Annotated in this window: 11 protein-coding genes; 3 read left to right on the top strand and 8 right to left on the bottom strand. The window is 67.3% G+C overall.

Going from position 1 to position 11,616, the window contains the following annotated elements; all coding sequences use genetic code 11:
* Positions 1 to 4 precede the first annotated feature (4 nt).
* Genes ABD324_RS17845 through ABD324_RS17860 form a run of 4 tightly spaced genes read right to left on the bottom strand, consistent with a single transcriptional unit; the run spans position 5 to position 3,211 of the window.
* Positions 5 to 319, bottom strand: coding sequence for a bifunctional 3-phenylpropionate/cinnamic acid dioxygenase ferredoxin subunit (locus tag ABD324_RS17845; protein WP_344418049.1), 315 nt, complete (start codon positions 317 to 319; stop codon positions 5 to 7).
* 37 nt (positions 320 to 356) lie between these two features.
* A complete protein-coding gene (locus ABD324_RS17850; RefSeq protein WP_344418051.1) occupies positions 357 to 905 on the bottom strand; it encodes an aromatic-ring-hydroxylating dioxygenase subunit beta in 549 nt (182 codons plus the stop codon).
* A gap of 10 nt (positions 906 to 915) precedes the next feature.
* Positions 916 to 2,274 carry an aromatic ring-hydroxylating oxygenase subunit alpha gene (locus ABD324_RS17855; protein ID WP_344418053.1) on the bottom strand — a complete coding sequence of 453 codons (1,359 nt, stop codon included), beginning with the start codon at positions 2,272 to 2,274 and terminating at the stop codon, positions 916 to 918.
* Between the two features lie 37 nt (positions 2,275 to 2,311).
* Entirely contained in the window at positions 2,312 to 3,211 is a 900-nt protein-coding gene (locus ABD324_RS17860; protein ID WP_344418055.1) for a VOC family protein, read from the bottom strand.
* A gap of 88 nt (positions 3,212 to 3,299) precedes the next feature.
* On the opposite strand from ABD324_RS17860, the gene ABD324_RS17865 reads away from it, so the two are divergent.
* Together ABD324_RS17865 and ABD324_RS17870 are read left to right on the top strand one after the other, a co-directional pair.
* A complete protein-coding gene (locus ABD324_RS17865) occupies positions 3,300 to 4,007 on the top strand; it encodes a TetR/AcrR family transcriptional regulator (protein WP_344418057.1) in 708 nt (235 codons plus the stop codon).
* A gap of 319 nt (positions 4,008 to 4,326) precedes the next feature.
* Positions 4,327 to 5,076, top strand: a complete 750-nt coding sequence (locus ABD324_RS17870; protein WP_344418059.1) for a TetR/AcrR family transcriptional regulator — start codon at positions 4,327 to 4,329, stop codon at positions 5,074 to 5,076.
* On the opposite strand, the gene ABD324_RS17875 is transcribed toward ABD324_RS17870, so the two are convergent.
* The gene (locus ABD324_RS17875; protein ID WP_344418061.1) at positions 5,051 to 5,941 is read right to left on the bottom strand and encodes an enoyl-CoA hydratase; all 891 of its coding nucleotides are present in this window, start codon (positions 5,939 to 5,941) and stop codon (positions 5,051 to 5,053) included. The two genes, ABD324_RS17870 and ABD324_RS17875, sit on opposite strands and share 26 nt — an antisense overlap.
* An 18-nt stretch (positions 5,942 to 5,959) precedes the next feature.
* Positions 5,960 to 8,119 (bottom strand): acetate--CoA ligase family protein, encoded by a 2,160-nt coding sequence (locus ABD324_RS17880; RefSeq protein WP_344418063.1) that lies wholly within the window; start codon positions 8,117 to 8,119, stop codon positions 5,960 to 5,962.
* Between the two features lie 162 nt (positions 8,120 to 8,281).
* Here ABD324_RS17880 and ABD324_RS17885 point away from each other — a divergent pair, with 162 nt between their 5' ends.
* The gene (locus tag ABD324_RS17885; RefSeq protein ID WP_344418065.1) at positions 8,282 to 9,214 is read left to right on the top strand and encodes an alpha/beta hydrolase fold domain-containing protein; all 933 of its coding nucleotides are present in this window, start codon (positions 8,282 to 8,284) and stop codon (positions 9,212 to 9,214) included.
* Positions 9,215 to 9,295: 81 nt separating this feature from the next.
* Here the strand turns inward: ABD324_RS17885 and ABD324_RS17890 are convergent, their stop codons facing one another.
* On the bottom strand, positions 9,296 to 10,207 hold the full coding sequence (locus ABD324_RS17890) for an SMP-30/gluconolactonase/LRE family protein (protein ID WP_344418067.1): 912 nt from the start codon (positions 10,205 to 10,207) through the stop codon (positions 9,296 to 9,298).
* A 104-nt stretch (positions 10,208 to 10,311) separates the two neighbouring features.
* A complete protein-coding gene (locus ABD324_RS17895) occupies positions 10,312 to 11,550 on the bottom strand; it encodes an acyl-CoA dehydrogenase family protein (RefSeq protein ID WP_344418069.1) in 1,239 nt (412 codons plus the stop codon).
* Positions 11,551 to 11,616 lie beyond the last annotated feature (66 nt).

The following is an 11,616-nucleotide window of genomic DNA, read 5'->3' on the forward strand; positions in this document are numbered from 1 at the left end:
TTCGTCACCTGGTGCCTGGCTGGGCGACGTAGACCTCGGAGCCCTCGATACGCACCTCGTGGGTGCGCTGGCTCTGGGTCGCGGGCGGACAGAGCACCTTGCCGCTGCGGATGTCGAACTTGGCAAGGTGCCAGGCGCACTCGACCTGGTCGCCGTCGACGTAGCCGTCTGCGAGCGAGGACTGGCCGTGCGAGCACGTGTCGTCGAGCGCGAGAAACTCTCCACCGACGTTGAACACGGCGATCGGCGGGATGGTGGGGACCTGGACCGCGTCCCCGTCCTCGAGCTCGTCGACGGAACATGCACGTACCCACGTCATGGTCGATGACACCTGCTCTCGGTCCTCACGGTCGGGCCTAAAAGAAGTTGCTGAGGTTGGCGGACTGCAGCACGGTCTGGTCGAGGTAGATGAACCGCCTCGCAATGGCCAGCCCATCAGAGGTGCGCCGCAGGGTGTCGTCCCGGCGGCCCACCCACACATCCACATCGGACTTGAGCCGTGTCCGGTAGAGCATGAAGTTGCTCTGCACGACCAGCTCACCGCCGTTCTGCTCGGCAATGCGGATGTTGGTGATCAGGTGGCGGGTGCGCGAGGGGGGGTCCTCGGCCCACGCCGTACCCGTGTTCAGCTTTTCTACTCGCGTGGCCAGGAGCTCCTTCGTCTCGTCGAAGAAGGCCATCTCCCCGGGCTTGGTGAACTCCCGGTGCAGCTGGCGACGGGGCACGGTGCGCCTCAGCGGCATGAAGTAGTGGGTGTCGTCGGTGAAGAGCGCGATCCACTCCGCGTAACGATGCTCGTCGAGCAGGCCGGACTCGTGGAAGTAGAACTGCTCGACCTCGTGCTGCAGAAGGACGTTGCCCAAGACTGCGTCCTGGCTGTCCAGCCTGGCTTCGGTGGTGCTCATCGACGTCCCTTCAGAGCCGGTCGCCCGGCACGGTGCGCTCACGCAGCTCGTCCCAAGACGGGTTGCGCAGCCACTCCCGCCAGGCGAGGTAGGTCCACATCTGGCCGTGCTCGTTGATCGGCGCCTCGATGAAGGCCAGGCCGTCCTTGCGGTGGATGTCCACAGTGTTGAGGCCCATCTTCAGCAGCTGCGGGACCTCGCGGCTCTTGTGGCCCTGGGTTTGCAGGGTGCTCTGCGACCAGTTCTCGCCGTCCTCCTGCTCCAGCATGCCCGCCGGGCCGAAGAAGTGGATCTGGGTGCTGAGCGCGGCGGCCTTCTGCTCCTCGGTGGCGTTGCGGTCCCGGAAGGAGAACCACCAGATCTCGGTCTCGTCGGGGCTGCGCGGCACCCGCAGGCTGAGCTGGCCGATGGCCGTGACCCAGGCGGTCGGGAAGATGTGCGGATGCCCGGCGACCCGGCTGCCGACGTCGCCCAGCCGGGCCTGGGTCTCGGGCTTGTAGCGCCACTCGAACGGCGTCACGTGCCCGATGTTCTCTTCCAGCGCGCTCTGCTCCGGCCCGGAGATCGCGTGCCCGTACTCCCCGACCATGACGAGGTTGTGCAGGTCGGTGGGCAGGAACGGCACCTCCAGTCGGGCGCCCTCCTCGGTCAGCGCGCCGCCGTCCATGACGTCCGGCGTCGGCGCCTTGAGCGTGCCGACGGCGAACGCCGACATGTGCGTAATCTGCGGGTGGTAGTAGTCGAAGACGTTGTCCACGGTGAACTTCCAGTTCGTCTTGACGACGAACTTCTGCACCCCGGGCACCGCCTCCATGTCCCCGCGCTCGGCGATCAGGTCCAGGCCCAGCCGCCCGGTAGCGCCGAGGTACTCCCCGAGCGGCGGCGCGGTCTCGTCGAACGTCGCGAACACGAAGCCGCGATAGGAGTCGAGCTGGGCCACCTTGCGCAGCGGGTGCTCGGACAGGTCCAGCTTGTCCTTATAGAACATCTGCTTGCCAGGGACGCCCACGAGCTCCCCGTCAAGGCCGAACGTCCACCCGTGGTAGGTGCACATGAAGTTGCGGACATTGCCCTCCTCGGCCCGACAGACCGCGTTGCCACGGTGCGAGCAGGTGTTGAGGAAGGCCTTGATGCTGCCGTCGCGCTGGCGGACCACCAGCACGTTGTCGGTACCCATCGGAGCTTCGAAGAAGTCGCCCCGCCTCGGGATCTGCGTCTCGTGACAGAGGAACAGCCACGCCCGACCGAAGATGTGCTTCATCTCCAGGTCGAAGATCTCCTGGTCGCTGAAGATCCGCCGATCGATCTCACCACGTTCGTACGACACGAGGTCGTCGAGTTCATCCACGATCGATGTGGTGGGTTCCATGATGCTCCCTCTGGTCTGGCGGTGGCCGGTGTCGAGGTCAGTGGGCGTGGTTGCGGTCGTGTCCCCAGAACTGGGCTGCGTTCCAGTTGGTGACCGTCCACGTCTCGTCGTCGATGAGCTTCCCGTTCGTGCCGTACTCCACGCCCACCCCGGAGGGCGACTTCACGTAGAAGGACACCATCTCGTCGTTCGTGTGCCGGCCCAGAGTTGCCGTGAGCGAGAGCTCGCGGGCCCGGACCAGGTCCAGTGCCCGACCGACGGCGTCGAGCTCCGTCACCTCGAGCAGCAGGTGGTCCAGGGCGGCGCTCGTTCCCTCGGGGGCCGGGCCGAACGCCAGCGAGTGGTGCCGGCCGTTGACATGGGTGAAGGTGAGGACCATCGGGGGAACGGTCGGAAACGTGATGTAGTCGCTGAGCCGGAAGCCCAGGACTCGCGAGTAGAAGTCGATCACCTTGTCCGGATCCGGGACGAGCACGGCCAGATGTCCGAGACCGAGGTCGCGACCCGACGGGTCGGACGTCACGAACGTGGCCCCGGTCGGGGACGTGAACGGAGCACGGATCGACGGGCTCCCGTAGAAGATCTCTACGGGGAACCCGGCGGGATCGGTGCACCGCACCAGACGCCGGACGTTGCGGACCACCGCCAGCGCCGGGTCCTCGGTGTAGGCGACACCCTCGGTGGCCAGACGCTGGATCTGGGCGTCCAGAGCGGCCTCGGTGGGCACCTCCCAGCCGGAGTAGCCCAGACCGTCCTCACCCTCGCGAACCGCGATCCGGTGGTGCCGCCGGTCCATCCGCAAGAACAAGGTGTCAACCCCCTCCGAGTCGGCCGCACGCATCGCCTGGAGACCGAGGACCTCCGTTCCGAACGTCTGCCACGCGTCGAGGTCCCGCGCCATCAGTCCCACGTAGCCCAGAGCACTGACATGACCCATGCGGCCCTCCTTCGTGTGTCGCACAACCTCGAGCGAGTCGACCAGAAGCTTAAGTGGATGTCTACCCACATTTAAGCATCAGTGTAGGGTGGCTGCCATCACAGGAGCAAGCGGTCACGCAGCCACTGCCCAGGACGGGGCGACGAACGCCGGGTCCGGGGACACCCCATCGCGTCGGCGTCGCGCGCCACGTTCGGACGGACGTCGAAGCGTCGAGAAGATCCTCGCCGCGACGGAGAAGCTTCTCGCTCGCGACGGATTGAGCGTCAGCCTCGAAGAGGTTGCGCGCGAAGCCGGCGTCGCGTCGACCACGCTGTACCGACACTTCCCGAGCCGGATGCACCTCCTCGAGGCGCTCCATCGCGGCCACGTCACTCGCGTCGCCGACGAGGCCAACCGACTGCAGGCGTCAGAGCCCCCGTTCACAGCATTGACGATGTGGCTCGAGGAGTTCGTGACCCTAGGACTGGAGCTTCAAGGCGGCCTCGCCCTCCTACTCTCGGAAGGCCTGAAGGAGTCGGACCCGGTGAGCAACGCTCGATGGGGCCGAACTCTCTTGACCGAGGCCGCTCGAACGCTCCTCGACAACGCACAGCAGGCGGGCGTCGTACGCCGCGACATCGGAGCCCCCGAACTCGTCTTCCTGCTGGGCGGCATCGTCCGAGCCGTGGTCGGCTCTCCGGCTTCGACGCCCGAAAACAGGAGGGCGACGACCGCTCAACTGCTTCTCGATGTCGTCATCGATGGTCTCGTAGCCGGCGTGCACCCGTCCGACCGTGCCCGAGAACGCAGATGATCCACCGCACCGTAGACCGCCCCTCACGTCATGGCTCCACGACGCCGTCCCTCCGCTCCGCTGGACCACGTCCGCGACCTTCCCCTTCGCGTGCCTGGGCCACGCGGTGGCGGACGCCAGCGGCGTCACAGTACTCAGCTCGACGCGACCCCCGCAACAAAATCCATAGAATATGCTCGAACAGGCTGGTCATCCACCAGCCCGCACGATCCGTTGTGGAGCGGGACCGCCCACGGCGACCGCCCGCCCACCCTGTTCCCAGACTCCAAGCACAGCACCACACAGGCCGCGTCGCGGCCCGGCGAGGCGAGGACATCCGGTGAGCACGGATGGCGGACATCAGAGCGCCATGAGTCCGGCGCCCGAAGCCCACCATCAGGCCCGACCCCAAGGTGGCCGTCGCCGAGATCCAGAAGTGGGGCGTGCCGCGCTCGCTGCGGCGCTTCGGGTGTATGCGCGGGAGGGCTGGTCGCGTTTCACCTTCGAGAGCATCGCCAAAGAGGCGCAGGTGGGAAAGCCGGGACTGTACCGGCGCTGGGACACTCCGCTCGATCTGCTCTTCGACGCCCTTGCGCAGCTCGAACTGCCGATTCCCCGCGACCGGGGCTCGCTGCGCGCCGACCTCGTCGACTACGGCATGCAGTACATCCGATGGTTCGAGAAGGACGAAGTTGCCGGGATCGGCGCACGCCTGGAGATGGACCGCCGGCACAACCCGGCGCTGCGGCAGCACTATGACGAACGTGCCCGTCACCCCCGCCTCGCCGCGGAACAAGGAGTCATCGACCGAGCGGTCGGGCGCGGCGAGACGACCCGGCCCGACGATGTCCGCCTGGTGATCGACATGATGCTCGGCGCGCTCGGCGTCCGATGGGACTTCCGCCATGCCCGGCATATTGCCCAGGAGGTCAACGAGTTCCCTTCCTACGTAGAGCGGGTCGTCGCTCTGGCGATGGCCGGGCTGACCAACGCCGAGCTCCCGGCGGGTCGGCCCGCAGCTGCGACGAACCCGCCCGACCAGACAACGCGGCCGGCGGCCACCGTCAAACCTCGTCGCGCGAGCGGGTAGTCGTCTCGCCGGTCGACCACAGCCCGCCTGGGGGAAGCCGGACTATTGCCCGCGAGTTGTTCTGACTGACCATCCAGTGTGCGTGCCCCAGTTCGTGCAGGGTGAACGCCGCCTTCAGCGCGACCTGGAAGCCCTGCGCGTCGACCGCCTGGTTCACCGACTCCTTGATCAGCAGAGCCGCCGTGGTCGGCAGCTCGGCGATTCGCCTCGCAAACGTCAACGTGCGCTCTTGTAGGGTGCCCGCTGGGAAGACCCGGCTGACCATGCCCCACTCATACGCGGTCACGGCGTCGATCTTGTCCCCGGTGAGCAGCAGCTCTTTCGCCCGGCGAGGGCCGAGCTCCCACGGGTGCGCGAAGTACTCGACCCCCGGCATGCCCATCCGGGTGCCGACTACATCGGAGAACGTGGCGCCCTCCTCGGCCACGATCAGGTCGCAGGCCCACATCAGCATCAGCCCGGCCGACACGACCGGGCCCTGCACCGAGGCGACAGTGATCTTCTGCAAGTCGCGCCAGCGCCGGGTGTTCTCGAAGAAGTAGTGCCACTCCTGGCGCCAGTTGCGCTCCACTGGTTCCTTGGTCGCACCGTTGAGGTCGAACGAGGGATGCCGCTCGGGCCCGTCGGCGCGCTCGGCACGGCCCTCCCTAGACCCGATGTCGTGCCCTGCCGAGAACGATGGCCCGTTGCCGCGCAGCACGACCACACGCACGTCGTCGTCCTCCTCGGCCCTCCGCATGGCCTCACCCAGCTCGACGAGCAGACCACGGTGCTGGGCGTTGCGCTGGCGTGGCCGGTCGAGGCTGATCACGCAGATCCGGCCCTCGTCGACGGTTTCACAAGTGATCCACTGATAGCCGGACACGGGTACCTGCCTCTTCTGCTAAGCGTCCGGGCGGCCGGTGGCGAACACCGCGAGGGCGTCCACGGCCAGCACGCCCTGGCCCTCGGGGTGCACGAACAACGGATTGACGTCCAGCTCGGTCAGCCGGCCCCGCAGGTCGAGAGCCAGCCGGCCCAGCCGGGCCAGCACATCGGCCAGGGCCGTGACATCGCTGCGCTCCCGGCCCCGGACCCCGTCCAGGACGGCGAACGACCGCAGTCCGCGTAGCGCCTCGACAGCCTCCGCCGGGGAGAACGGGGGACGGATGCGCACGACGTCGCGCAGCGTCTCGACATAGATCCCACCCAGTCCGGCCACCACAACGGGGCCGAGCCGATCGTCCGTGGCGATGCCCGCCGAGAACTCCAAGCCGCCATGGGCCTGACGAGAAACCAGGACACCCTGGACGTAGGCCTCCGGGACCGCCCGCCGCACGTCGGTCACGATCGTGTCGTGGGCCCTGGCCACGGCCTCGCGACCCTCGACTCCGACAACCACCCCACCGACGTCGGACTTGTGCGTGACGTCGTCGGACACGACCTTGAGGACCACCGGTCCGCCCAGGCGGGCCGCGGCCGCTACAGCCTCGTCGGCAGTGGTGGCGAGCAGGTCCTCCGACACCGGGATGCCGTATAGCGCGAGAAGCGCCTTGCTGCGGGACTCCGACTGCGCCCCAGCAGCCTCGCGAAGCAGCTCATCTGCCCCGGCCGCCACTTGGTAGTCCGGCACCACGTCGCGGTGCAGCGTCCGATCCCGCAGACGGCCGTAGTCGATCGCGTTGGAGATCGCCCGCACGCCGTTGACACCGAACACCCAGTGCGCCCCAGCTGGCGGTTCCTCACCGGCGGCGGCCGGGCCCGGCTGGCGGTCACCGGTGTCAAGGTAGGTGGCGAAGACGCCTGCCTGCGCGGCGCTGCCGAACAAGGCCTCGGCGTTGTCCGCACGCAGCTTCCTAATCGCACTCGCCTCGTGCGGTTCGGGCACCGGATCGGACGCGCGCTCCGGCTGACCCTGCGAGACCAGCAGGTCGTACTCGCCGGACGCGGCCAGGATCCGGACGATGTCGGTGTAGTGGACGGCGCCGTCCACGGTCATGTCGAACGGGTTGTGGATCACGGTAGAGGACATGCCGGTCGCCTCGGCCAGGGAGGCGAGCGTGTGCTCGGAGTACTGCGGCAGCCCGATGGAGGTGCCCTCGGCCTGGTCGGCGAACAGCTCGCTGGCGCCCCCCGAGTAGCCGAAGAACGCGGTCCGGGCTCCCCGCGGCCAGCCGCGCCGGGCCAGGAGCCCCGCGGTCTCGGCCAGCTCCTCCACGCTCTGCACCCGGACAATCCCGAGGTCGGCCAGGAAGGCGTCGGTGATCTCGTCGGAGCCGGTGATCGCCCCGGTGTGGGCGACGGCGATGCGGCTCGCCGCCGCGGAACGACCCGGCTTGAGCGCGACGATCGGCTTGCCCCGGTCGATGGCGGCCAGGGCGAGGCGCTCGAAGCGCTCCGGCTCTGCGATCCGTTCGAAGACCCCGCCGAGGACTGCCACCTCGTCGTTCTCCAAGAAGGCCTCGAGGAAGTCATTGGTGTCCGCGACCAGCTCGTTGCCGGTGCTCACGAGGTAGCGCAGCGGGATCCGCCGGCCGGCGGCGGCGTCGGCAGTGGCCGCGCCCAGCTGGCCGCTCTGGAACGACAGCGCGATGTTCCCCGGACGGGCGGCCGGGTCGATCGTGTACCGCGACAGGTAGGTGCCAGCGTAGTTGTTGAAGCCGTAGCAGTTTGGGCCGAGGAGCACGATGTCGTGCTCGGCGCACAGCGCAGCGGCCTCCTCGGCCACCTCGGCCCCGGCCCCGGCGCCCTCACCGAAGCCCGAGGCGATCACCGTGGCGTGGTGCACCCCCGCGGCGGCAGCGTCGCGCAGCACGTCGGGGACGCGCCTGGCCGATACCAGCAGCACGGCGTGGTCCACCGGCTCGCCGATCGCGGACAGCGACGGCGAAGTGCGCCGACCAAAAGCAACCTCACGACTCGGGTTGACCAGGTGGACCGGCCCGGGGAAGGACGCCATGTTGGCCACGAACCCCCGTGACCACCAGGATTCGTCGCTCACTCCTACCAGCGCGACCGACTCAGGGTTCAGGAAACGTGTGATACCTGCCGGACTCACCGTCATCGGGAACTACTCACTCTCGTGTGGTCGCACCCGGCGGGTTCGGACGAAGGCAGTACCGTCGGGGAACGTTGGAGGAACCGTACAGGAACTGTACGATTCCTGGAAGGTGGGGACTGCGACGCAGTCGCCCGAGCCGCCCACCACTGACGATAGGGAGTTTCGATGACCCCGGGACCGATCATTCCGCTACCTGCTCCGGCGTACCTCAGCGACGCGGCCCGCGCGGCATTGGAACAGCCGATCATGCGCAACTCATTCCCGGCGCTCGACGACGCACTCGGCTGGGAAGAGCACATCACCATGCTGGAAAGCCATTTCACCGGCGTCTACTCCAAAGCCCTTCCCGTCCGATCGGAGGCCGAGGACATTGCCGGTGTACCGAATTATGTCATCGTTCCAGACGATGCCGATCCGGAGGGGCCAATCTACCTAGACATACACGGAGGCGGATTAATCATAGGCAAAGGTGACCTCGCCCGGGCGATGAGCGAACCAAACGCAGTGATCACCGGGCTGGTCCATTGGGCGCCGGACTACCGAATGCCGCCGGCGCACCCCTATCCGGCAGCACTGGACGACCTCGTTACCGTCTATCGCCACTTGTTGACCGAGCGTTCCACCGCGGACATCGTGATCGGTGGCGGATCAGGCGGCGGGAACCTCGCGGCAGCGTTGATCTGCCGCGCCAGAGACGAAGGCCTACCCGTGCCCGCCGGCCTTGTTCTGGTCACCCCGCAGCTCGACCTGACCGAGTCGGGCGACTCCTTCGAGACGCTCAAGGACCTGAGCGTGGCGTGTCAGAGCCTGATGCAGCCGAACCTGCTCTATGCCGACGGTCATGACCTGGCGCACCCCTACCTGTCCCCCCTGTTCGGCGACCTGCGCGGCTTCCCGCCCACCCTGCTGATCAGCGGGACACGAGATCTCTTCCTCTCCAACACAGTGCGCATGCATCGAGCACTGCGCGATACCGGTGTCAGTGCGGATCTGCACGTTATCGATGCCCGCCCCCATTCCGGTTTCGGCGATGCCCCCGAAGAAGCGTCCGTAGCCATGGAAATTCGGAAATTCGTGCGACGTCAGGTCAGCCGCTAGGATTTCCATGCACCCTGCATATTCGCAGAAGGCTACCGGGGATCAGCCCTCTGCTTCTCGACAGGAGGCCGCCTAGGCGACTTACAGGCCATATACCAATGCGAGGCCCGGGTAGGGCCAATCCGACCGATACAATAACCCCCGGCCAGAGGACGTCACGTACGCGGTGTCCCCGCCGAAGCATACATTCGTGACGTAAGGATCCGCCCCAGGCACCGCGATCTGTCGATCAAGCGTGCCGTCCGGCCGAATGACGCTGATCGCGCCGGTGATCAGGGTGGCCACACAGACGTTGCCCGCGCCGTCCACCGCCAGCGAGTCCAGCATCTGGTACCCACCGAAGCCGTGTAGCAGGCTCGCCCCCACCGGGCCGCGGGACGGTCCATCCAGCGATCCGAGCTCACCCGGGCCGCAGACCTCCCACTCCCACAGACGGCCGGCGTGGGTCTCGGCGACATACAATCGGGAGCCGTCCGGAGACAATCCGATACCGTTCGGTGTCATGATCGGATGGACCACCTCGACGATCTGAGAGCCGTCCGCCTTTGCATAGCAGATCCGCCCGACGTCCATCTCCCGACCGCGGTTCTTGCCGAGGTCGGTGAACCAGAACCCTCCCGCGGTGTCGAACACGATGTCGTTGGGGCCGTTGAGCTTCCGACCGTCTACCTCGGTGTAGAGCGTGGTCACGTCACCATCGAGGGTGACCCGCTCGATCCGGCCGCCGCTGTAATCCTCCGGCTGAAGAGCTGGCGTGGTCAGTCCGGCCACGTCGCCCCACTCGAACCCGCCGTTGTTGCATACGTAGATCGCGCCGTCCGGGCCGACGGCGGCGCCGTTCGGCCCGCCGCCCAGCTCGGCCACGACGGACACCGCCCCGTCCGGCCACACCCGGGAGAGAGTGCCCCTCTTCATCTCTACGAGCACGATCGAGCCGTCTTCCAGCGCAATCGGCCCCTCAGGAACCTGCAGCCCCGATGCCAGAATCTCCATCACGCATCCTTCGCAGGACAGTTGTCAGACTCAGCCATTTTTCATTACCCAGTGCTTCACTGATTCCCGTGACACCGCTAACGCAGTCTGACCAGCGACGCCCCTCAGGAGGGGAACGACGTCGCTGCCCTCCCGAGACTTTGCGCCAGCTCGTCGGTCTTCTGGCCCATCACGTTGCAGCCGATGATGTCACGGACGATGCGCTCCAATGGTCGCTCCTTGACGTAAGCATGCGCTCCGCAGACTCCCATGGCTGTCTGGACGACCTCCTCGCACATCCGCCGCAGGTGGTAGTTGACCCGATTCATCAGGATCCCCGACTCGCCCGCCGCGAGCTCGTCGGCCTGGAACCGATGCACCGCGTCGTAGAGAATGACTCTCCCCGTCGAGATCCAGTGGTCCATCCGCCCGATGCCGATCTGCGCCCAGGCCTGCCCGGAGCGCAATCCGTCGCCACCGGCCCCGAAAGCGCGGGCGAAATCGCCCGTGATGGCCATCGCTCCGTACCGGCGTGAGCAGTAGTCCAGTGTGAAGGCAAAGGCAGCCTCGCACAGACCGAGCCAGATGCCCCGGCTGCCGAACATGCCACGGAAGCGGGCCTGCATCCTTGTGGCCGATCCCGCGGTTTCACCAGCATTCGCTGCCCGAAACTCGGCGGCCGACAGGATCGCCACCTCACTACGCGGCATCCGCAGATCGGTCAGCCGCACATCATGGCTGGCGGTACCCCGCAGCCCCATGCCGTCCCAGTTCCCGCAGATCTCCAGCCCGGGCGCATCGGTGCGCGGCAGGGCAACCACGACGTCCGGCTCGGCAGACGACTCGCTGCCCTGCCCACGGTCGACCGTTCCGATGATCTTCACGTAGGTGGCGGCGTCGCTCATGCTGGCGAACCCCGACACGCCACAGCCAACGACGAAGTCGCCGTCTTCGACGAACCTGTACCCGACCGAACGGGTGTCGAGGCGGCCGAGAGGCACCGAACCCGGCTGGCAGATCAGCGCCCCGTTCGACGCGATATCGACCAGCACCATGTCCGCGCGGGGGAACCGCGGGCCCATCGTCAGCGAGTCCGCCACCAGCACGTGCATATTGAGCGCCACCGCGGTGGACCCGCACCCCTGCGACAGAGCCTCAGCAATGCGCGTGTAGCCCTCCAGACTCAGCTCCCGCCCACCCACCTCCTCCGGCAGACCTGCACCGGCGAGGCCGAGATCGACGAGCTGCCGCACGTTCTCCCGAGACAGCTCCCCCACCAGGTCGACGTGTCTGGCCCGTCCGGAGATCGGTCCGTTCGCAAGCGCGCGGACCTGCTCGACCAGCTCGGACTCCCAAGGCTGCACAGCTCGTTCCTCTCCATCAGTGCGGCCGCCACCGCGCCGCGCGTAGGGCGGCGGCCGACCAACAAG

Origin of the sequence: Pseudonocardia ailaonensis (assembly GCF_039531635.1) — a bacterium.
In the GTDB taxonomy this organism is placed as follows: Bacteria; Actinomycetota; Actinomycetes; order Mycobacteriales; family Pseudonocardiaceae; genus Pseudonocardia; species Pseudonocardia ailaonensis.

Bases quoted from the DNA above. Each gene is read 5' to 3' on its own strand.
- ABD324_RS17845 (WP_344418049.1), bottom strand. From the start codon at position 319: ATGACGTGGGTACGTGCATGTTCCGTCGACGAGCTCGAGGACGGGGAC.
- ABD324_RS17850 (WP_344418051.1), bottom strand. From the start codon at position 905: ATGAGCACCACCGAAGCCAGGCTGGACAGCCAGGACGCAGTCTTGGGC.
- ABD324_RS17855 (WP_344418053.1), bottom strand. From the start codon at position 2,274: ATGGAACCCACCACATCGATCGTGGATGAACTCGACGACCTCGTGTCG.
- ABD324_RS17860 (WP_344418055.1), bottom strand. From the start codon at position 3,211: ATGGGTCATGTCAGTGCTCTGGGCTACGTGGGACTGATGGCGCGGGAC.
- ABD324_RS17880 (WP_344418063.1), bottom strand. From the start codon at position 8,119: ATGACGGTGAGTCCGGCAGGTATCACACGTTTCCTGAACCCTGAGTCG.
- ABD324_RS17885 (WP_344418065.1), top strand. From the start codon at position 8,282: ATGACCCCGGGACCGATCATTCCGCTACCTGCTCCGGCGTACCTCAGC.
- ABD324_RS17890 (WP_344418067.1), bottom strand. From the start codon at position 10,207: ATGGAGATTCTGGCATCGGGGCTGCAGGTTCCTGAGGGGCCGATTGCG.